Source organism: Variovorax paradoxus (genome assembly GCA_016806145.1).
In the GTDB taxonomy this organism is placed as follows: Bacteria; Pseudomonadota; Gammaproteobacteria; order Burkholderiales; family Burkholderiaceae_C; genus Variovorax.
Genome location: CP063166.1, coordinates 5,344,029 through 5,369,092 on the forward strand (window position 1 = coordinate 5,344,029; position 25,064 = coordinate 5,369,092).

General features: G+C 65.8%; 31 protein-coding genes. 11 read left to right on the top strand and 20 right to left on the bottom strand.

Annotated elements, in window-relative coordinates; genetic code table 11:
* The first annotated feature begins 22 nt into the window (after positions 1-22).
* Positions 23-1,252, top strand: coding sequence for an MFS transporter (locus INQ48_24840; protein QRF56539.1), 1,230 nt, complete (start codon positions 23-25; stop codon positions 1,250-1,252).
* 19 nt (positions 1,253-1,271) lie between these two features.
* On the opposite strand, the gene INQ48_24845 is transcribed toward INQ48_24840, so the two are convergent.
* The 7 genes from INQ48_24845 to INQ48_24875 all read right to left on the bottom strand — a co-directional run bounded on the left by INQ48_24845 (position 1,272) and on the right by INQ48_24875 (position 7,603).
* Positions 1,272-2,147 (bottom strand): D-alanyl-D-alanine carboxypeptidase, encoded by an 876-nt coding sequence (locus INQ48_24845; protein ID QRF56540.1) that lies wholly within the window; start codon positions 2,145-2,147, stop codon positions 1,272-1,274.
* A gap of 73 nt (positions 2,148-2,220) precedes the next feature.
* Positions 2,221-2,580 (bottom strand): hypothetical protein, encoded by a 360-nt coding sequence (locus tag INQ48_24850; GenBank protein ID QRF56541.1) that lies wholly within the window; start codon positions 2,578-2,580, stop codon positions 2,221-2,223.
* A 105-nt stretch (positions 2,581-2,685) separates the two neighbouring features.
* Positions 2,686-3,069 (bottom strand): roadblock/LC7 domain-containing protein, encoded by a 384-nt coding sequence (locus tag INQ48_24855; GenBank protein ID QRF56542.1) that lies wholly within the window; start codon positions 3,067-3,069, stop codon positions 2,686-2,688.
* A gap of 30 nt (positions 3,070-3,099) precedes the next feature.
* The gene (locus INQ48_24860; GenBank protein ID QRF60883.1) at positions 3,100-3,588 is read right to left on the bottom strand and encodes an ATP/GTP-binding protein; all 489 of its coding nucleotides are present in this window, start codon (positions 3,586-3,588) and stop codon (positions 3,100-3,102) included.
* Positions 3,589-3,664: 76 nt separating this feature from the next.
* A complete protein-coding gene (locus tag INQ48_24865) occupies positions 3,665-4,363 on the bottom strand; it encodes a hypothetical protein (protein ID QRF60884.1) in 699 nt (232 codons plus the stop codon).
* 315 nt (positions 4,364-4,678) lie between these two features.
* On the bottom strand, positions 4,679-6,007 hold the full coding sequence (locus INQ48_24870; protein ID QRF56543.1) for an Nramp family divalent metal transporter: 1,329 nt from the start codon (positions 6,005-6,007) through the stop codon (positions 4,679-4,681).
* Positions 6,008-6,280: 273 nt separating this feature from the next.
* A complete protein-coding gene (locus tag INQ48_24875) occupies positions 6,281-7,603 on the bottom strand; it encodes an aspartate aminotransferase family protein (GenBank protein QRF56544.1) in 1,323 nt (440 codons plus the stop codon).
* Between the two features lie 94 nt (positions 7,604-7,697).
* Between INQ48_24875 and INQ48_24880 the strand changes: the two genes are divergently transcribed.
* Together INQ48_24880 and INQ48_24885 are read left to right on the top strand one after the other, a co-directional pair.
* Positions 7,698-8,555 (top strand): LysR family transcriptional regulator, encoded by an 858-nt coding sequence (locus INQ48_24880; GenBank protein ID QRF56545.1) that lies wholly within the window; start codon positions 7,698-7,700, stop codon positions 8,553-8,555.
* An 88-nt stretch (positions 8,556-8,643) separates the two neighbouring features.
* A complete protein-coding gene (locus tag INQ48_24885) occupies positions 8,644-8,838 on the top strand; it encodes a hypothetical protein (GenBank protein ID QRF56546.1) in 195 nt (64 codons plus the stop codon).
* Between the two features lie 22 nt (positions 8,839-8,860).
* Here INQ48_24885 and INQ48_24890 read toward each other — a convergent pair whose 3' ends face one another.
* The 3 genes from INQ48_24890 to INQ48_24900 form a co-directional block, all read right to left on the bottom strand.
* A complete protein-coding gene (locus INQ48_24890) occupies positions 8,861-9,445 on the bottom strand; it encodes a TetR/AcrR family transcriptional regulator (protein ID QRF56547.1) in 585 nt (194 codons plus the stop codon).
* A 73-nt stretch (positions 9,446-9,518) separates the two neighbouring features.
* Positions 9,519-10,769, bottom strand: a complete 1,251-nt coding sequence (locus INQ48_24895; GenBank protein QRF60885.1) for a M20/M25/M40 family metallo-hydrolase — start codon at positions 10,767-10,769, stop codon at positions 9,519-9,521.
* A gap of 195 nt (positions 10,770-10,964) precedes the next feature.
* Complete coding sequence (locus tag INQ48_24900) at positions 10,965-12,035, bottom strand: hypothetical protein (protein ID QRF56548.1); 1,071 nt, start codon at positions 12,033-12,035, stop codon at positions 10,965-10,967.
* 246 nt (positions 12,036-12,281) lie between these two features.
* Between INQ48_24900 and INQ48_24905 the strand changes: the two genes are divergently transcribed.
* The 3 genes from INQ48_24905 (at position 12,282) to INQ48_24915 (ending at position 15,424) form a co-directional block, all read left to right on the top strand.
* Positions 12,282-13,253: a LysR family transcriptional regulator gene (locus tag INQ48_24905; GenBank protein ID QRF56549.1), complete on the top strand. Its 972-nt coding sequence runs from the start codon at positions 12,282-12,284 to the stop codon at positions 13,251-13,253.
* Between the two features lie 405 nt (positions 13,254-13,658).
* Positions 13,659-14,174, top strand: a complete 516-nt coding sequence (locus INQ48_24910; protein ID QRF56550.1) for a hypothetical protein — start codon at positions 13,659-13,661, stop codon at positions 14,172-14,174.
* Positions 14,171-15,424 (top strand): DUF262 domain-containing protein, encoded by a 1,254-nt coding sequence (locus INQ48_24915; protein ID QRF56551.1) that lies wholly within the window; start codon positions 14,171-14,173, stop codon positions 15,422-15,424. The genes INQ48_24910 and INQ48_24915 overlap by 4 nt, the downstream gene beginning before the upstream one ends.
* A gap of 14 nt (positions 15,425-15,438) precedes the next feature.
* Here the strand turns inward: INQ48_24915 and INQ48_24920 are convergent, their stop codons facing one another.
* Positions 15,439-16,419, bottom strand: a complete 981-nt coding sequence (locus INQ48_24920) for an SOS response-associated peptidase family protein (GenBank protein QRF56552.1) — start codon at positions 16,417-16,419, stop codon at positions 15,439-15,441.
* A gap of 83 nt (positions 16,420-16,502) precedes the next feature.
* On the opposite strand from INQ48_24920, the gene umuD reads away from it, so the two are divergent.
* The 5 genes from umuD to INQ48_24945 are packed head-to-tail and all read left to right on the top strand — an operon-like array spanning position 16,503 to position 19,044.
* Positions 16,503-16,943, top strand: a complete 441-nt coding sequence (gene umuD, locus INQ48_24925; GenBank protein QRF56553.1) for a translesion error-prone DNA polymerase V autoproteolytic subunit — start codon at positions 16,503-16,505, stop codon at positions 16,941-16,943.
* Between the two features lies 1 nt (position 16,944).
* Complete coding sequence (locus INQ48_24930) at positions 16,945-18,243, top strand: Y-family DNA polymerase (protein QRF56554.1); 1,299 nt, start codon at positions 16,945-16,947, stop codon at positions 18,241-18,243.
* A 23-nt stretch (positions 18,244-18,266) separates the two neighbouring features.
* Positions 18,267-18,479: a hypothetical protein gene (locus tag INQ48_24935; protein QRF56555.1), complete on the top strand. Its 213-nt coding sequence runs from the start codon at positions 18,267-18,269 to the stop codon at positions 18,477-18,479.
* Between the two features lie 5 nt (positions 18,480-18,484).
* Positions 18,485-18,748: a hypothetical protein gene (locus INQ48_24940; protein QRF56556.1), complete on the top strand. Its 264-nt coding sequence runs from the start codon at positions 18,485-18,487 to the stop codon at positions 18,746-18,748.
* Positions 18,745-19,044: a hypothetical protein gene (locus tag INQ48_24945; GenBank protein ID QRF56557.1), complete on the top strand. Its 300-nt coding sequence runs from the start codon at positions 18,745-18,747 to the stop codon at positions 19,042-19,044. Before INQ48_24940 ends, INQ48_24945 begins: the two co-directional genes overlap by 4 nt.
* Here INQ48_24945 and INQ48_24950 read toward each other — a convergent pair.
* The 9 genes from INQ48_24950 to INQ48_24990 are packed head-to-tail and all read right to left on the bottom strand — an operon-like array spanning position 19,020 to position 25,064.
* Complete coding sequence (locus INQ48_24950; protein ID QRF56558.1) at positions 19,020-19,352, bottom strand: hypothetical protein; 333 nt, start codon at positions 19,350-19,352, stop codon at positions 19,020-19,022. The two genes, INQ48_24945 and INQ48_24950, sit on opposite strands and share 25 nt — an antisense overlap.
* Positions 19,349-19,702, bottom strand: a complete 354-nt coding sequence (locus tag INQ48_24955) for a hypothetical protein (GenBank protein QRF56559.1) — start codon at positions 19,700-19,702, stop codon at positions 19,349-19,351. Before INQ48_24955 ends, INQ48_24950 begins: the two co-directional genes overlap by 4 nt.
* Positions 19,699-20,283: a hypothetical protein gene (locus INQ48_24960; protein ID QRF56560.1), complete on the bottom strand. Its 585-nt coding sequence runs from the start codon at positions 20,281-20,283 to the stop codon at positions 19,699-19,701. The genes INQ48_24955 and INQ48_24960 overlap by 4 nt, the downstream gene beginning before the upstream one ends.
* On the bottom strand, positions 20,280-20,675 hold the full coding sequence (locus tag INQ48_24965) for a hypothetical protein (GenBank protein ID QRF56561.1): 396 nt from the start codon (positions 20,673-20,675) through the stop codon (positions 20,280-20,282). Before INQ48_24965 ends, INQ48_24960 begins: the two co-directional genes overlap by 4 nt.
* Positions 20,662-21,033: a hypothetical protein gene (locus tag INQ48_24970; protein ID QRF56562.1), complete on the bottom strand. Its 372-nt coding sequence runs from the start codon at positions 21,031-21,033 to the stop codon at positions 20,662-20,664. Before INQ48_24970 ends, INQ48_24965 begins: the two co-directional genes overlap by 14 nt.
* 20 nt (positions 21,034-21,053) lie before the next feature.
* Positions 21,054-21,287: a hypothetical protein gene (locus INQ48_24975; GenBank protein QRF56563.1), complete on the bottom strand. Its 234-nt coding sequence runs from the start codon at positions 21,285-21,287 to the stop codon at positions 21,054-21,056.
* Between the two features lie 3 nt (positions 21,288-21,290).
* Positions 21,291-23,183, bottom strand: coding sequence for a hypothetical protein (locus INQ48_24980; GenBank protein QRF56564.1), 1,893 nt, complete (start codon positions 23,181-23,183; stop codon positions 21,291-21,293).
* Positions 23,173-23,583 (bottom strand): hypothetical protein, encoded by a 411-nt coding sequence (locus INQ48_24985; GenBank protein QRF56565.1) that lies wholly within the window; start codon positions 23,581-23,583, stop codon positions 23,173-23,175. The genes INQ48_24980 and INQ48_24985 overlap by 11 nt, the downstream gene beginning before the upstream one ends.
* Complete coding sequence (locus INQ48_24990) at positions 23,580-25,064, bottom strand: hypothetical protein (GenBank protein ID QRF56566.1); 1,485 nt, start codon at positions 25,062-25,064, stop codon at positions 23,580-23,582. The genes INQ48_24985 and INQ48_24990 overlap by 4 nt, the downstream gene beginning before the upstream one ends.

Sequence of the window (25,064 nt, forward strand, 5' to 3'; positions counted from 1 at the left end):
GCCGAATCCAAGGGTAAATACCATGTCTTCCATTCAATCAGCGCATGCGGGCACCCCGCCGCTGGCCCCGGCCGCCCCGGCCCTGCCCGCCTCGCTGGTGCTGCTGCTCGCCAGCGGCGCCGGCTTCGCGGTGGCCGCCCTCTATTACAACCAGCCGATGCTGGGCGCGCTCGCGGCCGACATCGGCGCGCCGACGCGCACGGTCGGCTTCGTGCCGACGCTGACCCAGCTCGGCTACGCGCTGGGCATCCTGTTCCTGGCGCCGCTGGGCGACCGCTACGACCGGCGCCGCATCATCCTCGCCAAGGCGGCCGTGCTGTGCGTGGCGCTGCTGCTCGCGGGCGCCTCGCCCTCGATCGGCATGCTGCTGGCCGCGAGCCTGGCGATCGGGCTGGCCGCCACCATGGCGCAGGACATCGTGCCGGCCGCCGCCACCCTGGCGCCCGAGGCCAGCCGCGGCAAGACCGTGGGCACGGTGATGACCGGGCTGCTGTTCGGCATCCTGCTGTCGCGCGTGGTCAGCGGCTTCGTGGCCGAGCACTTCGGCTGGCGCACGATGTTCGTGGCCGCCGCCGCCAGCATCGCGCTGATCGGCGCGGCCGCCTGGCGCGGCCTGCCGCGCTTCAAGGCCACCACGCACCTGGGCTATGGCGCGCTGCTGCGCTCGCTGGCCACACTGTGGCAGCGCCATGGCGCGCTGCGCCGCGCGGCCTGGGCGCAGGGCCTGCTCTCGATCGGCTTCAGCGCCTTCTGGTCCACGCTGGCCGTGATGCTGCACGGCGAGCCGTTCCACCTCGGCAGCACCGCGGCTGGCGCCTTCGGCCTGGCCGGCGCGGCCGGCGCGCTGGCCGCGCCGCTCGCGGGCCGGCTGGCCGACCGCCGCGGCCCGGAGCTGGTGACGCGGCTGGGCGCCGCGCTGGTGGTGGTCTCGTTCGCGGTGATGGCGCTCGCGCCGCTGCTGGCCCCGGGCGCGCAGCTCGCGGTGATCGTGGTGGCGGTGGTCGGCTTCGACCTCGGCGTGCAGGCCACGCTGATCGCGCACCAGACCATCGTCTACGGCATCGAGCCGGGCGCGCGCAGCCGGCTCAACGCGGTGCTGTTCACGGCGATGTTCATCGGCATGGCGATCGGCTCCGCGGTGGGTGCGCTGGCGCTCGCGCAATGGGGCTGGGCCGCGGTGACGGCGCTCGCCATCGCCTCGTCGGCCGCGACGCTCGCGGTGCGGCTGTGGCCGATGTCGGGCCGGGCCTGAGACTGAGACCGGTCCGCGCTCAGGCCGGCGCCGGCGCCGCCGCCGGCATCGAGAAGCCCTTGCGCAGCAGCGCCGCCGCCAGCCGCGCGCAGACCGCGCGGTCGGGCGCGCCGAGCACCACGGCCATCAGGCGCCGGCCCTCGTGCGCCGCGGTGGCGATCTGGTGCGCGCCCGTCGCGGGCGAGAAGGCCGCCGCCAGGCCGTCGACGCCGCGCACCGTGCCCAGCAGCAGGTTGACGTTGGGCACCGCCTGTTCCCAGGGATCGAGCCGGGTCTTGCTGGCGATGGCGACGAGCGCCGGATGCTCGCGCATCAGCCGCGCGGCCAGCCGCAGCACGTCGACGGCATGGCTGCGCGCGCTCTCGTCCTGGCCCGCGGGACAGGCGAAGCGGGTGTCGCGCAGGCCCCAGGCCACGGCCTGGCGGTTCATGGCCTCCACGAAGGCCTCGGTGGTGCCGCTGTGCCAGGCGGCGAGCGCGAAGGCGGCGCTGTCGGACGAGGCGATCAGCACGGCCTCGAGCAGGCGCTGCACCGACAGCCGCACCATGGCCTCGGCGCCGACCGCGACCGGCGTGCGCTCGGCGCGCCGGTCGCGCCGCTCGGCGACCAGCTTGCGCTCCACCAGCATCGCGGTCGCGAGCTTGGCGAGGCCGGCCGGCGGGTAGCTGCCGGCGGCGGGCTCATGGCCCAGCAGCCGGTCGGCCGCGAGGTCGTAGAGCGCCCAGCTCGCGGCCGGCGGCAGGGCCGGCGCGGCCTTGTTGCGCGGCGCCTCGGCGGGCGCGGACGACAGCACCCGCGCGGCTTTCCAGTCGAGCCCCGCGGCCTGTTCGAGGTCCGGCGGCAACTGGTCCGCTGCGACGATGCGGTAGGGCGGGGCGGGGGGAAAGGGCTTCAATCGGCGGGGTCCGGCGTGGGGTCGGCGGCGTGGTGCGTGCCGCCGGCATTGTCCGTTGCCGACGCGCGCCGCGTCAGACGGCGAGGGCCTGTTCCACGTCCTGCGTCTTGCGGCGCGCGAGCGCGAGGTTCGACTTCGACTTGTCGAGCACCAGGTAGACGAACAGGCCTTCGTGCTTCTGCAGCGGGCGGATGATGTGGTACTGGCGGCCGAGCGTGATCAGGATGTCCTCGATCACGTCGTTCAGGCCGAGCGCGCGCATGGTCTTGTTCTTGGCGCGCACCACTTCGGTATTGCCCGCGGCCGCCACTTCGAGGTCCACGCCCGAGCCGACCTGACCGAGGATCATGCCGCTGCCGGAGTCGACCAGCGCCGCGCACAGCGCGCCGTCGATCGTCATCAGTTCGTCCATGGATTGCTTGATATTTGCCATCGCTGTCTTTCGTAGTCCATCGCCCTGAGGATCGGCCGCCACCCGGGCGAGTGATGAGCGGCGGCCGGTTGGTAAGTCGGCGTCGAGAGAGAGAAGGCCCGCGCCTCAGGCGCGCTGCAGCGCCAGCGTCGCCTGCTTGGCGAAGTACAGGACCTGGCCGATGACCGCGTCCTTGCCCGCGACCACGCTCACGATCAGGTCGGCCTCGTCGTGGCGCGCCTGCAGCATCAGGATGTGGCCCAGCGCGGATTCGATCGCGACGTTCTCGCAGCGGCCCAGGCCGCTCTCCTCGCCGGCCACCGCGCCGAGCGCGGCCAGCGAGCTCGCGATGGCCGACAGGCGCGCGACCTGCGCGGTGTTCTCCACGCGCGCGGCCAGCTCGAGGCCGTCCTCGGTCGAGATCACGACGGCCTTCACGCCCTTGATCTCGCGCATGAGCGTGTCGACGGCGGACTCGGCGGCGTCCTTGATGCGGGGTGGGATGTTCATGTCGGAAGAAAAAAGAAGGGACGGCGGTGCTCAGGCTTCGAGCTGGACCAGGAGGAGTTCGAGCAGCTGCACCACCTGCCGCGGATCGGTCACGTTGGCCGGCAGCACCGGGCACAGCACGCCCTTGTCCTGCATGCGCTGGGCATAGGCGTCGAGGCCGGGCTCGGGATGGGTCTCGGTGCGGCCCACCGCGACCACGCAGGCGGTCTTCTCGATGAGCTCGGCGAAGCCGTCGAGGTAGACCTCGAGGTCGGCCAGCGGATCGGGGCGGCTGTTGTCGACCAGGATCACGAGGCCGAGCGCGCCGCGCGCGAGGATGCGCCACATGAAGTCGAAGCGGATCTGGCCGGGCGTGCCGTACAGGCGCAGCTTCTCGCCGTTGTCGAGCGTGAGCTCGCCGTAGTCCAGGCCCACGGTGGTGGTGGCCTTGGCGACCGAGGCGTCGCTGTTGCGCACCTCGGTGCGGACCGGCGCGATCTCGCTCACCGCCGCGATGGCGGTGGTCTTGCCGGCGCCCATGGTGCCGGTGAAAAGGATCTTGTGCTCCACGCTCAGTCGGAATCGGTGCGGGTCATGGGAGGCGGATCGCGGCGCATCAGGCGCGCGATCCCGAGGACAGCAGCCCGAGGCGGCTGCGGATGCGCGCGAGCAGGCCGGGCTGCACGGCCTCGCGCGCCGGCGGCGGCGCCTCGCTGCCGGCATGCACCTGCGAGTCGGGCCAGATCGATTCGGGCGCGCGCGAGGGAGCGCCACCACTGCCCGCGACGAAGCCGGCGCGCTCGAGCGCGGCGATGAACTCGGCGCACTCCTGCGCGCCGGCGTTCGAGCGCTGCTGCAGCGCCGCCAGCGTGGACGGGCGGCTCGCGAGCAGGGTCGCGAGCTTCATGCGCACGGGCGAGTCGAGCAGCGCCACCGAGGGCCAGCGCAGCAGCCGGTATTCCTCGCCGCGCGCGCCACGTTCGGCCGACGCCGCCAGGCCGAGTTCGCGTGCATGGACCACCATCGCGCCGAGCCGGTTGAGCATGGCCTCGAGCGCATCGGCATGCAGCGGCAGCCGCAGGAAGGGGCCGCGCGGCGGCGGGGTGTCGCCGACCGTGAGCAGCGGCACCGGCGGGGTCGGCGCATCGACCGCCTCGGCCGACAGCGCCACGGCCCGGTCGCCCACCACGCGCAGGTCGGCGTGCTCGACCTGCCAGGCCCAGTGCTGCTGGGTGCGGTGGTCGAGCAGCCGCACCAGCGACTTGAAGAGCAGTTCGTCGCGGGCCGGCAGCCCTTCGATGCTGAAGCTCAGCAGCGGCCGGCGGGCGCGGGGCGAGGCGGCGGAACCGGTCATGGGCGGTCCACGGGTGGCCGGCCGGCAGCCGGCAAGAATTGCACCAAATTGGGGCTTTGGCGCGGTGCAACTGGCAATTCAAGCGCTTCCATCGATGAAACATCCCTGGAAAGCCTCGCGGCCTGCCTTTGATTGAATGCCTAAGTGTTAAATAGTGTTTCTCGCTAAAAATATAACACTCGTTGCAATTAAACACACTAGATTACAAATCCCGACTAAGTCCTACGGGAATCGGTGGAAGAGGAAACGAGGGCCCGGACCGCGGGCGGCAAGCGCTCAGGAACGCAGGCTGGTCCAGAGAAAGGCCAGGGTCGCCAGCGCCATGACCGCGGTCGCGGCCCAGCCCAGCACCCGCCAGTGCAGCGGCAGCACCAGCTCGCCCATGAGGCGGCGGCTGCCGGCGGCCCACATGACGCCGACCATGATCGGCACCGACATCAGCGAATTGAGCACCGCCGCCCACACCAGCGCTTTCATCGGATCGACGCCGCACAGGCTGATGCCGATGCCGCAGGCCATGGCGGCCGCGAGGATGCCGTAGAAGGCCGGCGCCGCGCCCACCGGCTGCTCGAGCCCGCGCCGCACGCGCAGGAATTCGGCGCAGGCATAAGCGGCGGAACCGCCGAGCACCGGCAGCGCCAGCAGGCCCGTGCCGATGATCCCCAGCGCGAACAGCGCGAAGGCCGCGCTGCCGGCCACCGGGCGCAGGGCCTCGGCCGCCTGCGCGGTCGAGCCCACGTCGGTCTGGCCATGGGCATGCAGGGTGGCGGCCGAGGCCACGATCATCGAGAAGGCGATCGCGTTGGAGAAGCCCATGCCGACCCAGGTGTCGAAGCGCAGCCGGCGCAGTTGCGTGCGCGCCTGCGCGGGATGCGTCCTGAGCGCATGGTCCTGCGGAACGCGTTCGATCTCCTCCACCTCCTGCGCCGCCTGCCAGAAGAAAAGGTAGGGGCTGATCGTGGTGCCGAGGATCGCCACCACCATCTGGATGCTCTCCGCATCCCAGTGCAGGCGCGGCAGCAGCGCGCCCGCGAGCGCGGCCTTCCAGTCGACGTGCGCCACCAGCGCCACGCCCACGTAGGCCAGCAGCGAGAGCGTGAGCCACTTGAGCACGCGCACGTAGCGGTGGTACGGCAGCCAGGCCTGCAGCGCCAGCGACAGCAGGCCGAAGCCCAGCGCGTAGAGCGCCTCGGGTCCGCCCAGGCCCAGCCGCGCGACCTCGGCCATGGCGCCGATGTCGGCCGCGAGGTTCACGACATTGGCGACCAGCAGCAGCACGACCGCGAGCAGCACGACCGGGCGCGGCCACAGAGTGGCGAAGGCCGAGGTCAGGCCGCGGCCCGTGGTGCGGCCGATGCGCGCGCTCGCGAGCTGGATGCCCACCATCAGCGGATAGGTCAGCAGCAGGGTCCAGCCCATGCCGTAGCCGAACTGCGCGCCGGCCTGGGTGTAGGTGGCGATGCCGCTGGGATCGTCGTCGGCGGCGCCGGTGATGAGGCCGGGGCCGAGGCGGTTCAGGAAGCCGTGCCTGGCGGGAGGCTCGGCGCCTTCACTGGCGCCGGCGGTGTCTTCGTCCTGCTCGTCCTGCTCGTTAGGCCTCGGCATGGAGTGGCTCGGTGGCTCCGGGACATCGACCGTAGTGCCCGGTCCCGCTGCCCCCTGTAGGACGCTGCTGCAACTTGGCTGCGTCTTCGTGCCGAGGGTGGGCTGGCGGCGGCAGGGCCCATGGCCCCCGCGCCTTCGAATATTGGACGACCCTAGGCTCGAGGAACCGCTGCAAGCCAGCGGGTGCCGAAGCGACCTCTACCAACGCCGAAAGACCGTCGAAGCCAGTATCGTTCGCGAAACTTAAGCCGGGCTGAATGCCACGACGGTCGCTCAGGAAGGCCGCTGCAAACGCACCGCCGTGGCGATGGCCTTGTCGAGCAGCTCGAGGCCGAGGTCGATCTCGCTGTCGCTGATCGTCAGCGGCGGCGCGATGCGGAACACGCCACCCATCGAGGGCAGCTTCACGATGTTCATGCTCAGGCCCAGCTTCATGCACTCGCGCGTGACGGCCTCGCCGAGTTCGAAGGCCGGCTCGCGCGTGTCGCGGCTCTTGACCACCTCGAGGCCCAGCAGCAGGCCGCGCCCGCGCACGTCGCCGATGCATTCGTGGCGCGCCTGCAGCCGTCGCAGCCCCTGCTGCAGCCGTTCGCCCGCGACGCGCGCGCGCTCGACCAGGCCGTCGCGCTCGACCACCTCGAGCACCTTCAGGCCGACCGCCGCGGGCAGCGGATCGGAGACGTGCGTGGTGTAGAACAGGAAGCCGCGCGCATGGGCCTCGTCCTCGATCGCGGCGGTGGTCACCATCGCGGCCAGCGGCAGGCCGGCGCCCAAGGTCTTCGACAGGGTCAGGATGTCGGGCGCCACGCCGTCGCGGTCGCACGCGAACATCAGCCCCGTGCGGCCCACGCCGGTCTGCGCCTCGTCGACGATCAGCAGCATGCCGCGCTCCTCGCACTTCTTCTTGAGCGCCGCCATGTAGCCGGGCGGCAGCTCGAGGATGCCGCCGCTGCTGAGAATGGGCTCGGCGATGAAGGCCGCGAGCGCGCCGGTCGACTGGCGGTCGATCTGCTCGAAGCCATCGTCGAGCTCGCGGCGCCAGTCGAGTTCGCCCTCCTTCGTGGCGAAGCGCGGCCGGTAGGCATTGGGCGCCGGGATCGCGAACGAGCCGACTGCCGCCGGGCCGTAGCCCTTGCGGCCCGCGCTGTAGGTCGCGGCCGCCGCGCTGCCGGTCATGCCGTGCCACGACTGCGTGAAGGCCACCACCTCGTGGCCGCCGGTCACCAGCCTGGCCATGCGCAGCGCCGCCTCGTTCGATTCGGCGCCGGTGCTCAGCAGCAGGCAGCGTTCGAGCGCACCGGGCGCATGGCGCGCGATCTCGGCGGCCAGCGCCACCACCGGGCGCGACAGCATGCCGCTGAACAGGTGATCGAGCGTGCGCACGTGCTCCGACACCACCGAGACGATCTCGGGATGCGCATGCCCGAGCAGCGCGCTCATCTGGCCCGAGGTGAAATCGAGGATGGCGCGGCCGTCGGCGTCGTAGACGAAGCAGCCCTGCGCGCGCTCGATGATCAGCGGCTCGAAGCTGCCGCCGTAGCGCACGAGATGGCGCTGTGCCTGTTGCCAGAACTGGGGGTCGTCGTTCCTGCTCATGGGGTGCTTCCCGATCAAAATGCCCACGTTACGCGGCGCCCCGCGCGCATGGAAGCGAATTGTTTTGAGATCAGCTATCAAGGGAACTCATGCCGTGAGCCAATCGCTGGACATCGACCTGCTGCGCAGCTTCGTCGCCATCGCCGAGACCGGCGTGCTGGGCCAGGCGGCCCTGCGCGTGGGCCGCACGCAGTCGGCGCTGAGCATGCAGATGCAGAAGCTCGAGGGCATCGTCGCGCAGCCGCTGCTGCACCGCACCGGCCGCGGCGTCACCCTCACCGCGACCGGCGAACGCCTGCTGGTGCGCGCCAACGAACTGCTGCGCCGGCATGACGAGGCACTGGCCGAACTGCGCGGGCAGCAGCTGTCGGGCGTGCTGCGCTTCAGTTGCCCCGACGACTACGCGGTCGTGTTCCTGCCCTACCTGCTGCGGGGCTTCGCGAGCCTGCACCCGGGGGTGCAGCTCGAGGTCATGTGCGCGCCCACGCCGCGGCTGCACGAGCTGCTGGCGCGGCATGCGATCGACCTCGCGCTGGTGTCGGTGGCCGCCGATGCCGCGGGCGCCGAAGTGATCCGGCACGAGCCGCTGGTGTGGGTCGCGCAGCACGGCAGTGCCGCCGTCGCCCTCGACCCGCTGCCGCTCGCGCTCGGCGCGCCCGATGCGCTCGACCACCTGCTGCCGCGGCGCGCGCTCGAGGCCGCGGGCCGCGCCTACCGGCTCGCCTATGCGAGCAGCAGCCTCTCGGGGCTGGTGGGCATGGCGCGCTCGGGCCAGGCCGTGACAGTACTCACGCGCACCGCCGTGCCCGAGGACCTGCGGATCCTCGACGCGGACGACGGCTTTCCCGAACTGCCGGGTGTGGGCGTCACGCTGGCACTGGCGCGCGAGGCACCGAGCGCCCTGACGACCGCCTTCGCGGCGCATGTGAGAAAGTTTCTGCCCGCGGCCTGAGAGGCGCGCCCCTCATCTTCGACCGAAATGGTTGAAGTCCAACCGAATTGGTTGATAATCCGGTGCTCCATCCCCAAGGAACACCGCATTGACCTTCCTCCACGCCACCCTGTCGGTCCTCAAGCAGCACGGGAGAGCGCTCGCCGTGCTCGGTCTGGTGGTCGGCGGGCTGGCCGGGGTCGGCGTGTCCTTCGCGGCCTTCATGCCCGAATTGCGCGTGTCGGTGAGCATGGGCTACGGCGTGTTCGCACCGAAGCTCAGCGGCTTGATCGGCGGCCTCTGAGGCGCCGCTGCGGGCCGGAAGACTAGGCGCGCTTGCGCGCCGCGCGCTGCGGCTTGCCGCCATGGCCGAGCGCGTCCATGGCCGCGTCGACGATGGGCGTGCGCCATTCGCGCTGCAGTCCCACGTGGGCCGCGACCATCGCCGAGGCGCCGAGGCCCGAGAGCGCGCTCGTCACGCGCACGATGCGCTCCATGGTGGTGGTCTGCAGATCGATGCCGAGCGCCTTGTAGACCATCAACGCCATCTCGGTCAGCGCGGGATCGGTGCCCTTGCCGTTGTCGGCCAGCCGGTTCGCGAGCGCCGACACGCCGGGCCACTCGTAGGTCTGGTCGACCGAGGCCTCCACCACCACGCGTTCGCGCGCCGCGCCCGGCGGCAGGTGTTCGACCGCATCGAGCAGGGCCTGCGCCTGCTCGCGGCAGGTCTGCAGTGCCGCGTCGTAGATCGCCTGCTTGCTCGGGAAGTGATGCAGCAGCCCGGCCTTCGAATAGTTGACCGCGTCCGCGATCTGCTGGAGCGAGGTGTGGGCAAAGCCGTGCTTGGCGAACAGGCCCGCGGCGCGGTCGATGATCTCGGCGTCGATCTGGGAGCGGGTGGGCTTGGGCATCGGCCCGCAGTCTATCGCAGGCGCTTACCGGATCGGTCGGTAATCGACTGAATCGGTAGACCTCGATCCTTGCTCAGAGTCCCTGCCCGAGCTCCGAGACCAGGCGCGCCGACAGGTAGAGCCGGCGCGGGATGGACGAGGCCAGCACGTACTCCCCGGCATCGGCATGCTGGTTGCCGCCGGGCAGGCCCAGATTCTCGAGCACCGGCTTGCCCGAGAGCGCGGCCCAGCCCGCGTCCGAGCCGCCGCCGGTGCGCACGTTGGCGGCCACCAGCTTCGCGCCCACTTCGGCGTAGATGGCGACGGCCTTGTTCATCACGCCCCGGGCGGCGTCCGTGGCGTTGTACGGCGGGATGAGGCGCGTCACCTGGAGATCGATGCGCGCTCCTTCGAGGCGCTTCTTCTGCGCACGCTCGGCGAGCGCGGCCTCCAGCAGCGGTAGATCCTCGTTGCGGCCGTAGCGCATGTCGGCCGAGACGACCGTGAGGTCCGGAATGATGTTGGTGGCGCTGCCGCCCTTGATGGTCGTCCAGTTGAACAGCCGCTCCTGCTGCGGGTCCTGCAGGTCCTGGGTTCGCAGGATCAGGTCCGCGGCCTCGGTCATGGAATTCACCGCCGTCGGGGACGCGGCTCCCGCATGCGACGCCTTGCCGTGAACCCGTGCCTCCACGACCGCCACGCCCGAGGTGCCGGTGACGAAGAACTCCTGGCCCTCGTAGATGAAGCCGGTTTCGTACGACAGCACGATGTCGCTCTGCGCCGCGAGCTTCTGGATCAATTCGTTCGACCCGAGCGAGCCCTTTTCCTCGTCGGTGTTGAACATCACGGTGATGGTGCCGAATTGCTGGAAGTTCTGCGCCTTCAACAAGGCCAGCGTATGCAGGATGGTCGCGATGCCGCCCTTGGCATCGGCAATGCCGGCGCCGAGCACCTGGTCGTCTTCGATACGGAATGGCGCCTTGGCCAGCGAGCCGCGCACATAGACCGTGTCCATGTGCGCCATCATCAGGATATGCCGGCCGCCGCTGCCCTTGAGTTGGCCGACGATGATGTCGCCGACCACGCCGTTGGTGGCGGGGGTCCTCGAGACCTCGGCACCGAGTGCCTTGAGACGCCGTTCGAGGTAATTGCCCATTTCGGGAATCCCGATCGCGTCATTGGTGCCGCTTTCGATACCGACCAATTCCTCGAGCGTCTTGAGCACCGCGGGCTGTTCGTCCTTCGTTCTCTGGTCCAGCGTGCTGCTGTAGAAGAACGCGTTCGCATTGCCGTCCGAACAGCCGCTGGTGACAATTGCGAGCAGCAATGTCAAATTAATGATCATCGACCTGAATGTCATCTCTTCCCCCTTGATCAGCAAAAATATTGGAGTCGCCGCAATAGCGGTGGCGATGCTATGAATGCGGCGAATCCGGGTCAATGCTTTTGCTATTTCGGAGAAATTATTCTTTCGCTATTTATTAATTGGAATCAGGTAAAGAATTCGATGGCTTTGCAATCGACACGCCGATGAGCACGCTCACCACCGGGCGCCCAGCATCGCCGCCGAAATGGCGACCGCCACGGCCGTCGACGCCGCCAGTGCGATCCAGGTCCAGCGCCCTGCCCTGGCCTCGCTCGCGCCATGTCCGAGCAGGACGACGCGCAGGCCGCAGGCCAGGTGTCCCAGCAGCATGAACACCGCGATCGCGTAGTGGGGAATCAGCCGCACGCTCCATGCGTCGCCCGTCAGCCCGGCCGGCGCGCTCACGGCCCAGGCCCAGTTGGTGTCGATGCCGAAATGCCGGGCCAGCACGAACACCGAGTTGACATGCGAGGCCACGAAGAAAGTCAGGTAGATGCCCGATGCCAGTTGCAGCACATCGAAGAGATTCGCCTTCCTGCGCGTCTTCGGCAACCACAGCGCCAAGCCCGAGAGCAGCTGGAATGCCATCGCGAGCAGCAACGCGGGTTCGATCCAGGCATGGCGATAGAGCTTGCGCAACTGGAGCATCAGCGACTGGTGCGCGTGGTCGCCCAACCAGGCGACGAGATGGTTGAACAGGTGGGGCGCGAGGAAGGCGACGATCAGCGCGGCCGCCGAGATGCCGTGGGTGACTCGCAATGCCGCGAGTCCGCGCGTGGCCTGCATGCCTGCCGGGGCAGCGGCTTCATCGACGGCGTCCACGTCGGAGCGCCGCGTGAGTTGCAGCATCGCGACCCATGCCGCCGCGGCCGTCCAGAGCCCGGTCCAGACCGCCGCATCCCCGCCCTCGATCTTCATCAGGTACAGCAGCACCCCCATGAACGTGAACAGCGGCGGCGCCGCCACCGTGAGGTACGCGAAGCGGCGCGCGCTCAGCGAGCGCACCGTTGGATGCGGCGCGTGCCCCAGCCGCCACGCGAAAGCGAACCCCAGTGCGCTGACCGCGAAGGCCGATGCCATGGCAAGCACGGCGAGCACCGGACTGCCGTCGTGTGCATTGAAGCGTTGGTAGAACGCCGCGAGCAGATGCGGATAGGCGAGCACCGCGGCGAATGGCGGCAACCATGACCAGGCGAGGTCCGACCTGGAAGCGGAAAGAGCGGGGCGATGAAGGGCGAGCGCCATGGCGATGAGATCCGTCTGAAACGGTCATCGTAGGAGTCACCCTGGCATGAATTGGCATGCCCGAAGGCAATCCCATGTCCAGCTTTGATCACCAATGCCCGGCCGCGACGCGCCGATGTGTGCGAACGCGCACCGACGTCGGCATGCCCGTGGCCCATGATGCGCTGGCGCCCTCGCCGACCAGCTTTCCCCCGCGCCGCTCCACCCGACCCATCGACCATGAAGAACCCCGCCCCCACCCTTTCGATGCCCGATGCACTGGCCTCCGGATTGGCCGCCAGCTACACCGGCGTGCTGTCGTTCATGGCGGTCGCCGAGGAACTGAGCTTCATGAAGGCGGGCCACCGCCTGGGCCTCGGCCGCTCGGCCGTGAGCCGCAACGTGCAGCGGCTCGAGACCCAGATGAAGACGCGGCTGCTGCAGCGCTCCACGCGCAATGTCGCGCTCACGCCCGAGGGGGAGATGTTCTACGAGCTCAGCCGCCCGGGGGTCGAGCAGATCATGCAGGCGATGCAGCAGGTGCACGAGCTGCAGGACGGGCCCGCGCGCGGGCAGCTGCGCGTGTGCTCGACGATCGGCTTCGGCCGCCGGATCGTCGGCCCGCTGCTGGCCGATTTCTACAGGCTGCATCCCGGCATCGATGTCGAACTGATCCTCGACGACCGGATCACCGATTTCACCGCCGACCGCATCGACCTCAGCTTCCGCAACGGCCGCCTCGCCGACAGCAGCATCATCGCGCGCCAGCTCGCGCCCATGGAGATGATGGTGTGCGCATCGCCCGCGTACGCCGCGCGCCACGGCCTGCCCGAAACGCTCGAGGACATCGAGCGCCACGCGTGCATCCAGTTCCGTCTCGGATCGGGAGGGCTGTACGAATGGGAGTTCATGGAGCCGCCCGCGGGGGACGAGAGAGGCGCGCGCCGGGTGCGCAAGCTCATGCCGAAGGGCAGCCGGATCTACAGCGATCCGGAATTGGTGGTGGGCGCGTTGCGGGATGGCCTCGGCATCGCCCAGGTCGCGGGCTACCAGGTCGCCGAGGATCTGCGCGCCGGCCGGCTGGTCCGTTGCCTCGATGCCCATGCGCCCCAGGGGCGGGCGCACTACCTCTGCTATCCCAGCCGCGAACACATGCCGATGCGGATCCGGGCGTTCGTGGAGTTCTATGTGCGGCGGGTTTCGGGCATGCGGGCGGAGCTTGGGTTGACGCCTGCCTAGGCGAGACCGAGGTCGAGCGGCAGGCACCAATGAGAAAGGGTCAGTAGCCTGATGGCCACTGACCCTTGAATCATTGGAGGAGAGGGAGGGAGGCTAACATTCAACATCCACGCGGTTTTCAGAACGTTTTGGCAAAGAATGCCTACAAAAATGCCTACAGCTACCATGCGTGTTTCGTCGCGTAAACCCAACGCATCTTGTCTCGGCAGTTCAAGGCCTCTGTGAACGGCAGCGCCGACTACAAAGTCAGTAGTTCCCCGGAGACCACAGGCCTCAAAAGCCCTCGCTAGAGCGCGAACAAACCGATACAGTTTCGTCGTCCAGAAACTTGTAAATATGACAAGAGACGAATTCATTGCCGCTCTAAAAGAGCATGGGCCCAAACACGTTTATCACAATTGCCTTATGAGCAATGACGTCTTTCTATTCGCTCAATCTTTCGATGGGCCTTCAGAAGTCGTATATCACGAATTTAAAGGCAAAGTCTCGACCGCACTCGATATGGCAGCACCTAACATTGCCATCGTCGGAAGCGCAAAGACCGGCTTCAGCCTAACTCCGGGGCGCGATTTAAACCCATTTAACTCAGAATCTGATTTAGACCTCGTATTAGTTTCGGCGAGATGGTTTAAGTATCTTTGGGACGCAAGCCTCGAATACATGCACAGCTATTCGGGACAAACATACGCAACTACCGCCAAGGAAGTATTCCGCCATTTTATTTCCATCAAGGTCGAAGAAATATCAGGCGAGAAACTTGATTTTTTTAAGGACTGGATCGTCCGTGCCGACGCTTTGCGCAAGGAGCTCCAGCTAGAGTTTAAACTGCCGAGCGAAATCAATTACAGAGTATACGAAGACTGGCATTTCGTAGAAAAATATCACCTCGCCGGAATAAACCAACTTCAAGGTGAACTATGACAATAGTCTCCAATATGGATACCGAGAGTCGCCCAATCAAGTGGGTGTTCGATGAGTTTAAAAAAGGCAACTTGTTTGTTGATGAATCTTTTCAAAGGAATTTTACTTGGATTAGAAAAGATAGAATTTCGCTATTGGAAACAATCATTTTGGGCTATCCCATTCCCGAAATTTACCTTTGGGAAACTCAAACCGACCCCACTACCGGCGACACAAAATACAGCGTAGTCGACGGTCAGCAAAGAATAAGAACCATCGGGCTTTTTATCGAAGGCAAGCTTAAGCTTACGGACTCGGGCTTAGAGTTCCCCGAAGCCAGCTATCGGGGTCAATCATTCGAAGACCTTGACCCCAAAACGAGATCCGATATTTGGGCGTACAAGATTTCGGTTCGATTCGTAAATTCTGCCGTGCAGCGCGACGACATCGTGAAGATGTTCTTGCGACTAAACAAGACATCCAACGCACTTAACCCTCAAGAGTTGAGAAACGCCGAATTTAACGGAGAATTTCTCAAAACTTCCGAGAGAGTTGCAGAACTGGAATTTTGGAAAAGGTGGAACCTCTTTAGCGACACGGAAATCCGGCGCATGCAGGACATCCAGTTCGCAAGTACCCTACTCATTTTTATGAGAAGTGGCTTCGAAGACGAAACAACTCAGTCTGCAATTAACAAGATGTACGACTTGTACAACGAGTCCTACCCTGAAGCAGAAAATGATATTGCCAGCATTGAAGTAGCTTTGTCGATTCTGGACGAAATACTAAGCAGAAGCGAATACCTCCGAACACCTTGGAAGAAAAAAACTCATCTCTACACTGTGTTCACAGTTGCGACGTGGCTTGCAAAAATTAATGTCACCGATTGGAGCGCCGTAGCGACAGCCCTCGAAACATGGTTCATGTGGACTGAGTTGAATGACATCCCGTCAGAAGAATACAGCGGTCGGCTTTATGAATATCATCGCTTATCGCAAGAAGGAGTTCAGAAAAAGTCAAATCGCTTAGCTCGATTTGACATTCTTACTCAGTATCTTCAAGAAACGCTGGGCGGGCAGCCCCAAGGCCACAACCGCCCTTTAGCCGTCAAATACAGCGATTCATCAGTTTTGAATTCCGCCGAATCGTATGAGATCGACTATTGGGCAAAAGCGCTTGGAGTAACCGACCAAGAACTCAGAGATGCCGTTGCAAAAATTGGCCCGTCGATCAATGAACTTAGAAAAGAACTTTCCAAGAAAAATACATAGCTGAACTTAGCAATCTAGGCTGCCATTTGATGCTCGTAATACGGCCGCTCCTTATCCTCAAGGATTTTTTCAAGATCAGCTTTTGATCGTCCCTCCGGGGAAAGCCAAGCCTCGACGTTTTCATGGCGCAGTTGCACGATGCAACGATCATGGCCCGCATCGGCGACCTCTAGCGGCGGCTCATCCGTGATCGCCGCGAAAGACCATAGTTCAGGCTCATCGGAGCCCTCCGGCGGCGTCCAATGCGAGTAAAGGCAAGCGATGAGCATGTCTTGTGTCGGCCGCGGCCGGAACTCGAGCACGACGTTTTCGGGCTCCTCGCCCGGCCGCAGCTCTCGGTGCTCCATGTCGTGCCGCTTCACGTTCTCGTAAAAGCCGTTGACGATCATGAGCCCATGGCTCTGCCCAAATTGGCCCTTCCAGAAGCCCTCGAGGCTGTTGCGCCGTGCGTTATAGGTGCCAGGGTACTTCGTGTCGTAGAACGCCGGTTTTCCCGCCGGCCGGCACTGGTAACGCATCGGCTTGATGAGCCATTCGCCATCCTCGATGACCAGCACCGGGGCATACCACCCCGGGAAGATGCGCCCGTCCCGCGGCTTCAGTTCGGTACGCTTCAAGTCCTCGAGCTTCGCCAGGGCCGCTGCGATTTTTTCAGACGCCACGCGCTGATCGTGGAGCGCCGTCTTCGTCTCCTTCTCCTGCAGCTTTCGCTCGGCCTTCACGAGGCGCGCGCGCTGCTCGAAAAGCGTTCGCTCATACCCCATCGCCTGCTCGGCGTCGTACTCATCGATCAACGCCTTGATGGCCCGCTCATCGTTGGTCGTCGGATTCGAAAAGTTGGCATCCATCGCCTTCGGAAACTTCGGCACGAAAGGCCTCGACTTCTTCTTGCGCGAGATGTATTCCCGATAAAAGTCCTTGATCGACAGTAGGGATTTCGGGAACAGCCGCCGGAAAGCGGAATGCTCAGCGCGGGTCGAGGCGGAAAAGCACATGCGAGGTGTCTCCGATGCGCGCCTGTGGGCGCTGTAAGCAAAAGGGCTGACGCCGCTGCGCCTGCCCGCCCTATACTGTATGCATGAACAGTATTGCAGCACAACCCGCCCCGGTGCCAGTTTGCATCGAGAGCCTGCTGCTGCCGATGGCCGAGGTAACGGTACACGCCGGCTTTCCGTCGCCTGCCGAGGATTTTCTCGTCAAGCGCATCGACCTCAATGCCATCCTCATCACGCACCCACAGGCAACGTTCCTCCTTCGCGTGGCCGGCGACAGCATGAGCGGGCACGGCATCGAGAACGGCGACATGCTGGTGGTTGATCGGGCGATCAAGCCGCAGCACGGGCATATCGTCGTGGCCGTGATCGACGGCGATTTCGCAGTGAAGTTTCTACATCTTCGCGGCGGCCGCCTCAAGCTCAAGGCCGGCAATCCCACCTACCCGGACATCACACCCTCGGAGGGCCAGACCGTCGAGGTGTGGGGCGTGGTGACGAGCAACATCAAGCAATTTCGTACGTGAGATGTTCGCGCTGCTCGATGGGAACAATTTTTACGTCTCCTGCGAACGGGTCTTCCGGCCCAGTCTGCAGGGGCGCCCCGTCGTCGTCCTGAGCAACAACGACGGTTGCGCGATCAGTCGCAGCGACGAAGCGAAGGCCCTCGGAGTCAAGATGGCGCAGCCGCATTTCGAGTTCCGGCACCTCGAGGAGCACGCCGGGCTCGTGGCGCTGTCGGCGAACTTCACCTTGTACGGCGACATGTCGGATCGCATGATGAGCCTGGCCGCCGGCATGGGACCTGGACAGGAAATTTATTCGATAGATGAATCTTTCATCGATGTCACGGGCGTGCAAGGCGATCTGCGGAAGCGAGCGCGCGCCGTACGGTCGCGCATCCTGCAATGGATCGGCATCCCCTGCTGCGTGGGCATCGCCCCCACCAAGACCCTCGCCAAGCTCGCGAACCACATCGCCAAGGACGCCGAACGGAAGCCCGGCAGCTATCCCGCAACGCAAGCCCAGGTCTGCGACCTCTCTTCGCTGTCGAGCAACGAAGTCGAGGAACTGCTCGCCAGCACCGAAGTGGGCGACGTGTGGGGCGTAGGCCGGCGCATCGGCGAGCAGTTGCGCGAGGGCGGCGTGACCACTGCGCTAGACCTCGCAAAGCTCGATCCAGCAACAGCCAGGCGACGGTGGTCCGTCGTGCTCGAGCGCACGGTGCGCGAGCTGCAAGGGCTGTCCTGCATCGACCTCGATGACGCCCCATCGCCAAAAAAGGAAATCGCCTGCACGCGCTCTTTCGGGCATCCCGTGCGCGAGCTGCCACCGTTGATCGAAGCAGTGAGTGAGTTCGCGGCACGCGCGGCCGAGAAGCTGCGCCGCCAGGGCAGTTTGGCCGGCATGGTCCACGTCTTTGCGCACACGTCGCCCTTCCGGCCTGGCCCAAAGTTCGCGCGCTCGCTGACCGTGCCTCTTCGTCGGCCAACGTGCGACACAGCCGCCATCACTCAGGCCGCAGTGATGGGCATTGAGCTGCTGTTTGAGCCCGGCTACAACATCGCGAAAGCAGGCGTGATGCTGCTCGAGCTCAACGACGGAAGCATCCTGCAGGGCGAGTTAGACCTCGAGAGCGAGGAAGGCCGCGAACGCAGCAAGCTGATGCGCGCAGTGGACACGCTGAACGATCGATACGGCAAGGGCACGCTACGCATCGCAAGCACCGGCACCGCAGGCGACCAACGCGAATGGACGATGAAACAGCAGCGACGCACACCGAACTACACCACCGACTGGCGCCAAGTCCCCATCGCACGGGCATAGCGCCCCCACTGACAATCGAAGCCATGAGCCAAGCAGATTTTTTTCCTCCCGAGCCCACCATCCTCAGCGCGCCGACCTGGTACAGCGATGAGGCCCGCGACGAGCACGCACTTCCCCTGGCACCTGGCGACTACAAGGTGACGCCCGGCACCCGATGGACCGTCACCTCTCTAAAAGATGGAACGACCGTCTACGACGGCATCGGCCCGGTGGAAATCCGGCGCGCCTCGAGGTGAGCGGCATGGCATCTCTATACCTTTCGATGACCGAGAAGCTGTCCGCCCACTGGAAAGCCAACAGCAACGTCTACCCGCAAAAATTCGTACTCACGCCGCCGCAGCTCGAGGCCTACACGGAATCGCGCATCCGATGCGGTGCCGACCCCAAAATTATCAGCAGCGAAACCCACATGGGCGTACGCATCGAAATCTCTGACAGCACGCCCGGGATCATGGTGGCCGCTGACGGCACCGAGATACCGCTACTGGGCACATCGGAAGCATGAAAACAGCCGAGCTGGCCGGTGCTGCCCTCAATGCTTGGATCGCAAAGGCGCTTGGCGAGCCGGTCGACATCGACTATGCGAACGAATGGCCGGGCTTCGACCGAGTGCTCGAGAGAGAGGCGATCCACATCGCACCTATGCCAGGCAAGGGTTATCAGTGGTGCGCCATCGTGACAGGCAAGCCAGGCAGTCGCTTTCCGGACGGGCGCGCGCCCTGGCAAGAGGGGCCGACTCCGCGCGTAGCCGTCGGCCGCGCCATTGTGGCCGCGCGCTACGGCGCCGAAGTGTTAGATTGACCGATCTTCGGCCCCGCTCGGCTTTTTGAAAGAGTCGCGCCAATCGGGGCCGCGCAAGCCCTCACAGCCGCGCGCAGTTCTCCCTCATAGCCCTCGCGCAGCTCGATTTCCGCCATCGCCGCCGCGGCAAACCGGTCGAGATCCACGCCAGGCGAAAGCGCCTCGGTGGGCATCGCCGGCCGCGCTGGCTCGGCGGCATCGCACGGGATAGGGATCGGCACTTTCACGGTTTGCACCGACGCAACCCCGCACGCCGCGAGAAGCCAACCGAGGCTCGCCATCACCCCCAGGAGCGCCAATCGCTTCACGGCTGCGCCCTCCCCTTCAGCCACCCATCGACGCGAACCTGTGCGCTCGCGCAGGCATCTCCCGGCACCGCCGGCGGCGTGCTCAGGATCGTGTGCGCCGCCTGCTGGCGCCCACCGGCATCAGCGCGCGCCACGGCCTGCGCATTCTTCACCTCGGCGCCGCGCTTGTCGGCCAGGTCGCGGAGATCCTCGGTCGCATCGCTGCAGGCCGAGGCCGCGGCGCGCGCGTCATCGCGCTGTAGCACCGACGTAGCCGCTCGTTCAAGGGCGCCCACCCAGGCCCAGCCGAGCGCAGCATTGCCCGCCAGGCTGATGCAGAGGGCCGCCATCAAGGCTTGCAGCATGCTCATGCGCTCAGCACCTTGAACGCGCGCGCCGTGGCGGCTTTGCGCTCGGCCAGCTTCAGGCGCTTTGGCCCGTTGACGCGGCCCGTCACGTCGTAGATGTCGCCGCGCTCGGCGGGCGCGATACAGCCCTTGTACTCGGCGAAAAACCAGCACGCCGAGAACGCCGCATGCTGCGGCTGCAGGAGGAGATCCGGATTGCCACGGTAGTCGGCGCCGATGGCGCGTCCCGCTGCAATGTAGGCCTCCTCCCAGGTCAACTGAATCAGGCCACGACCATGGAAACCCTTGTAGCGAAGCTGGCTTAGTGCGCGCGGGTTGCGAATGTAGTCCTCGGCGCGATAGCCCCCCTTCACGAACAGGCTCGGGAAGATCTCGCGCAAGCGATCCGGCGTCTTGTAGTTGAGATCCTCCTCGACCTTCTGCAGGGCATCCGACTCGATTGTGAGCTGTCCGAGAAATGCGGCCACCGCGCTATCGGAGTGAATCCGAAAACGGTTCATGCCGTCCGCAAGGTGCAGCGTGTAGCGCTCGGCGTCCGCGCGCGTCGCGCCCGTGCATGCGATGAGGGTTTGGGTGTCGATCATGGCTTCTTGAGATCCTTCGCCGCGGTCTTCGCGGCCTGGTTGGCGGTTTGTGCGGCGTTCTGCGCAGTGCTCGCGGCCTCGCCCGCGGTCTGCGCAGCGCTCGCTGCGGTATCGGCCGCCTCGGTGACGCGGCCGGCAATGGAAGAGAGGCGGTCGCCGTAGGCCTGGCGCAGCCGGCCTATCTCTGCGAGGTGGTCTTCGCGCTGGCGCGACATCTGCGCCTCTGCATTGCGCGTGGACCAGAAGTAACCCGAGCCGAAGCCGCCGAGGAAGAGGCTTCCGACGACGGCAACGGTTTCGAGCAGGCGGCGCCACTGGCGCGGAGCACGAAGGCGCGGCAGCTCCTCGAGCGGCGCTGCGTCAGAGTCAATGGGAAGGTCATTGCGGCGCATGAATTTGCTCCTTGAGTTGGCGGACCTGATCGCGCAAGGACGCAAGCTCGGACGTCTGCGCAGTGAGGGCCTCGTTCATTGCCTTGAGCTGCCCCCGCATCTCCCAAACCTGCTGCATCGCTTCGTTCCGCTCGGCCGCGAACTTGTCTGCCCGCTCCTCGGCCTTCACGCGGGCCGCGCGCTCTCCCTCGAGCAGCTCTTTCCACGTACCGAGCGCGGCAATCTGCCCTTCGCTGTCAGCACGTTCCTTGGCTTCGGTCGGCTGCTGCGCGCGCCAGACCTTGTAGCCACCCGCGGCCGACAAGATCAGGAACATCAGCTGCGCGATGGGATTGCCCGCGATGTCGCCTATGTCCATGTGTTCCTCTGCTTTCTTCGTCAAATCTCGAGCTGCACGAGCGGCAGGCCAGCGGGCGCGTCGCCCTCGATCACGCCATCGCGAACGAACACCTCGGCTCCGATGGCTCGGTCACCCACACCTCGCGCCGTAAGAACACCGCCGCCCGGCAGCGCGAGACGCGCGATATCTCCATCGATGGCGGTCACGGTCGCGATCTGCAGCGGCGTCGCCGGCAGCAAATCGAGAAACACGCGGTAAACGTTGCGGCTCATGCGTCACGCCTCAACATGCGTTTCGAGGCTCAGCACCTGGCGCAGCACCGGCCGCGACCAATCGAGCTGCATACCGCGTACGAGGCCCAAGCGCACGGCGTCGCCGCCGTCGTAGCTCACAAGCGAGCCAGGCAGGATCAGCCCCGTTTCGGGAAGTACCTGCATGCGCAGGCTGACGTTCGCTTGCCGTCCGGTGTTGCTCAACTCCGCGAGGCCGCGCTGCGCCGCCGCGTCTGCATGGGTCATCAGCGCATGCACGACCGGCGGGGCCACGCTGTCGCCCTGCGTGCCGCTGCGCGTGACCTGACCGCGGAAGCGCGGCTCGGTCGCGCCGGAAAGAAAGACACGGTTGTAGTCGGGCCGCGTGATCCACTCGACACCCTCCACCGCGATGGCATCGGCCGGCAGCACATAGTCGGGCGTGAGCGTGTTCCAGTTCCACGGCGCAGCCGGATAACGCGGCAGGATGCGCAGCGTTGCATCCGTTGCGTGCGGCTGCACGATGGCCCCGGCTGCGGAAGCGATATCGAGCAAGGCGGCTATCGGCGTGCCCTGGAACGCCCACGTGTCAGCCGGCACCAACCAATCGCCGATGCGGTAGTCAACGGCCCAGCCGTTTGACACGCCGTTGACGGTCATCGTCAAAGCCATGAGCTGCGCCGCAGTGCGCGCCGAGGAGGACGCGAAATTGAACACCGGCGCATACGGCGCGTCGAGAATCGCTGCGCGACCGCGCCCCTGCACACGCACCTCGGCTTTGCCGAAGCTCCGATCACGCCGATAGCTCTCGGCCGTGAGGCGGTAGGGCACACCGTTGACAGTCGCAATGACTTCTGCCGGATCGCCGCTGCCGTCGGCAGTCACGAGAGGCAACGCCGCGGCCGGAATCGTCGCGCTCCACGCCCATGTCCAAGAGTCCGCATCAAGGGACATGCCGAAGCCCTTCGCTTCGATGATTTCGCCGCCATCGACGCGCACGAGCGCAATACTGTTCTCCACGGAATAGACCTCCAGAAGGGGGACCACAACGGTTTCGCCGGTGGCCGGCGGCGGCCCGTGCCGCTCGCAATAAAAGACAAGGGACGTGCTGTAGCGCTGCCGCTCGCGGAGCACGAGCTGCGTCGAAGGCACATAGCAAGGGTCGAGCGGCACCACGACATCCGAACGGCCCGGCATCGGCGGCATGGCCGCCTGCCAACGCGCCAGCCAACCGCGGTCAACGACCTGCGCCACGCCAAAGGCCTCGACATGCGCGCGGTGCAGCCGACCCGCCTGCTGCCACTGCGCAACTGCCAGGCGGCGCAGGCGCAGCGCCTCTTGAAAACGAACCGCCACCGCAGCCGGCGCGAGCTGCTCGGCCGCCTGCCATCGCACCGCACCGCCGCGAACCACGCGACCGGCCTCCTGATGTCGCTGACCCGACGACATCGCAAGCCCATCGGCTGCCTGGTGCCGAGCACCCGCGGCATATCGCGCGTGCTCAGCGTCTTCCCAGCGCACCGTACCGGCCGTTGCGCGAGGCGCTGCGCGCTGCCATGCGGCGATCTGGCCGCGCTGGGCGAGGGCAGCGCTCTGGTGCAAGGCACGCACAACGGCCCGCCCAGGCTCAGCAACCTGCCAGGCGCTCGACACCTTACCCACGAGCGGGCGAGACACCGCGCTGTCGTAGCGCGTCGCCCCACTCACCATGAATGCGGGCAACGGAATCGCGCCGGATGCAGTAGCCCGCGGGGGAAGCGTCGCAGTGACCGTGCCCAGCACCATGAATGCGGGCAAGGCGATGCGTCCGAACGCATGGGCCGCGCCGCTGGCAGGTGCATCCGGCTCGCCCAAAACGAGGACGTTCGGCGGGCCACCAGCCGGCGGCTTGCGAAAGATGAGATCGTTAGCCGCCAATCTTCACCTCGCCGAGGAAGAACGTGCCGCCCTGGTAGACCTTGCCCTCGGGGTCGTTCTCGGGCGGGTTCTGTACGAGGATCTTCACCTGCCCCGCGCCTGACGGCCCGCTCACGCTAAAGTCGGCCACCCACACGCCACTGGCGAGCTCAACGCGCCCCCAGGTCGAGATTCCGGTCGCCAGCACCATGTCGCCATCCGCACTCGCCTGAGCCAGCATCAGGGCGCCTGCATCGACAGCGCCGGCCGGCACGGCGAGCACCGCCGATGCAAGAACCGTCGTCAGCGCCCCACCTTCGAGCGGCTGCACACCGTCGCACACGAGGAAGCGCGCGCCCTCCCCGAGATACGCCACAAGGCCCGGGCCGGCGAGCATTGCATTGATAGCGAGCACGTTCACGGCATCAGCTCCACCTTGCCATTGGCAAGGGTCAGGCTGTCAGCGATCACCGCGCGCTTGTCGTGTGTGTAGTCGTGTGCGATGACGGTATAGGCCTCGCCTTCCTCGACATACTGGAAGTCATAGACGCCGGTGGCACGGTCGCTCCACTGCTGCATCACGATCAGCATGTCGCGCTCGCGCACCAGAGAGACGCGCCGGCTCACCGGGACATTGGTGATGCCACTGAACAACAGCACATTCCCACGCACGCGACCGCGCGCGAGCGGGTCAAACAGATAGCTCGGCCGAGCGCGAGCCTGCAGCGCCTTCAAGCTGACGCCAGCAAAGGAAGACATCGCGCCGGGCGTCGGAACAACTACCGGTCGCGTGAATGCTGGCGAAAAAGTTACCGCGTCGATCATCCACTCGGGCTGCGGGACGATGGCAGCGGGAGGCGTGAAGTCGCCGAAGTACAGCGCCTTGAAATCAATGCCGACCTCATCGATGACGCCAAGGAACGAGTTCGATCCTCCCACGGTGTAGTTGCCGATAGTGAAATCTGGGTTGCTGTAGCCCGTGAATGTGCCGGCTCCCGTGGTCGTTGCAACAAGAACACCGTCAATAAAAAGCCGGAGTACACCGTTCTCACTGGTCGCAGCTACGTGGCGATTGACGTTCAATGGGCCGAAAGCGCCGGCAGGGCTGACCACAAAGCGCGTAGTCGAGCCGACGACCGATAGCGAGACAGTCCCTGTGCTGGAGTCGAGCCCGAGATACGCAACCGATATACCGTCACGCATCCCGCCGAACGCAGCGATCACGCGCATGCCCGAGATGCTTGCAGTAGGCCGAACCCTCGCCTGTATCGTGAAGTCAAGCCCCGCTGAAAACGCGAAAGAGGACACCGAAGTGACCGACAGCGACCCAGTGCCAGAAAACTGTACAGAGCGTGCACCACTGATTGGGTTGACGGTCAATGCGCTTGCGCCTACGCTGGCCGAAAAAGAGACAGAAGGCCCGTACTCGTTCAGCCACCAACTGGCGGGTTCGAACGACATCCGGATCGTCCTTTGCTCTATTGGTGGAATGCGCAAAACGCTCTCAGTGAGTGTTCGTGCACCGGGCCACTTGATACCCGCCCAATTGCGAAGCAGCTGCAGTTCTCGCCAAACTACACCATCGTCCGACCACTCGACGTAGCAGATAGCCGGGAAACGACCGCGGCCATCCCCGGCGCCCATGCGGATGTTCGTGACATCGGTGGGCACGCCAAAGTCCCACGACAAGACGGTCTTGTCCGAAAGAAGAACACCGGTCGAAAGATCGTTGTCCTGTAGCGATGAGAGCGCACCGCTGACCGGTGCGATGTTGCTACTCAGCGTGACACCTGCGTCTGCACGGGTCGCGCCGCTGAGTAGCCAGAACTCGTTGAGCTCAACGACTGAGCCTAGGTCGTAGGGCCGAAGCCCCGACACTCGCCAATAGCGATGTGCAGCCAT

Bases quoted from the DNA above. Each gene is read 5' to 3' on its own strand.
- INQ48_24840 (QRF56539.1), top strand. From the start codon at position 23: ATGTCTTCCATTCAATCAGCGCATGCGGGCACCCCGCCGCTGGCCCCG.
- INQ48_24850 (QRF56541.1), bottom strand. From the start codon at position 2,580: ATGGCAAATATCAAGCAATCCATGGACGAACTGATGACGATCGACGGC.
- INQ48_24855 (QRF56542.1), bottom strand. From the start codon at position 3,069: ATGAACATCCCACCCCGCATCAAGGACGCCGCCGAGTCCGCCGTCGAC.
- INQ48_24860 (QRF60883.1), bottom strand. From the start codon at position 3,588: ATGGGCGCCGGCAAGACCACCGCCATCGCGGCGGTGAGCGAGATCGCG.
- INQ48_24870 (QRF56543.1), bottom strand. From the start codon at position 6,007: ATGCCGAGGCCTAACGAGCAGGACGAGCAGGACGAAGACACCGCCGGC.
- INQ48_24875 (QRF56544.1), bottom strand. From the start codon at position 7,603: ATGAGCAGGAACGACGACCCCCAGTTCTGGCAACAGGCACAGCGCCAT.
- INQ48_24890 (QRF56547.1), bottom strand. From the start codon at position 9,445: ATGCCCAAGCCCACCCGCTCCCAGATCGACGCCGAGATCATCGACCGC.
- INQ48_24895 (QRF60885.1), bottom strand. From the start codon at position 10,769: ATGATCATTAATTTGACATTGCTGCTCGCAATTGTCACCAGCGGCTGT.
- INQ48_24900 (QRF56548.1), bottom strand. From the start codon at position 12,035: ATGGCGCTCGCCCTTCATCGCCCCGCTCTTTCCGCTTCCAGGTCGGAC.
- INQ48_24905 (QRF56549.1), top strand. From the start codon at position 12,282: ATGCCCGATGCACTGGCCTCCGGATTGGCCGCCAGCTACACCGGCGTG.
- INQ48_24910 (QRF56550.1), top strand. From the start codon at position 13,659: ATGAGCAATGACGTCTTTCTATTCGCTCAATCTTTCGATGGGCCTTCA.
- INQ48_24915 (QRF56551.1), top strand. From the start codon at position 14,171: ATGACAATAGTCTCCAATATGGATACCGAGAGTCGCCCAATCAAGTGG.
- INQ48_24920 (QRF56552.1), bottom strand. From the start codon at position 16,419: ATGTGCTTTTCCGCCTCGACCCGCGCTGAGCATTCCGCTTTCCGGCGG.
- umuD (QRF56553.1), top strand. From the start codon at position 16,503: ATGAACAGTATTGCAGCACAACCCGCCCCGGTGCCAGTTTGCATCGAG.
- INQ48_24930 (QRF56554.1), top strand. From the start codon at position 16,945: ATGTTCGCGCTGCTCGATGGGAACAATTTTTACGTCTCCTGCGAACGG.
- INQ48_24935 (QRF56555.1), top strand. From the start codon at position 18,267: ATGAGCCAAGCAGATTTTTTTCCTCCCGAGCCCACCATCCTCAGCGCG.
- INQ48_24940 (QRF56556.1), top strand. From the start codon at position 18,485: ATGGCATCTCTATACCTTTCGATGACCGAGAAGCTGTCCGCCCACTGG.
- INQ48_24945 (QRF56557.1), top strand. From the start codon at position 18,745: ATGAAAACAGCCGAGCTGGCCGGTGCTGCCCTCAATGCTTGGATCGCA.
- INQ48_24955 (QRF56559.1), bottom strand. From the start codon at position 19,702: ATGAGCATGCTGCAAGCCTTGATGGCGGCCCTCTGCATCAGCCTGGCG.
- INQ48_24960 (QRF56560.1), bottom strand. From the start codon at position 20,283: ATGATCGACACCCAAACCCTCATCGCATGCACGGGCGCGACGCGCGCG.
- INQ48_24965 (QRF56561.1), bottom strand. From the start codon at position 20,675: ATGCGCCGCAATGACCTTCCCATTGACTCTGACGCAGCGCCGCTCGAG.
- INQ48_24970 (QRF56562.1), bottom strand. From the start codon at position 21,033: ATGGACATAGGCGACATCGCGGGCAATCCCATCGCGCAGCTGATGTTC.
- INQ48_24975 (QRF56563.1), bottom strand. From the start codon at position 21,287: ATGAGCCGCAACGTTTACCGCGTGTTTCTCGATTTGCTGCCGGCGACG.
- INQ48_24990 (QRF56566.1), bottom strand. From the start codon at position 25,064: ATGGCTGCACATCGCTATTGGCGAGTGTCGGGGCTTCGGCCCTACGAC.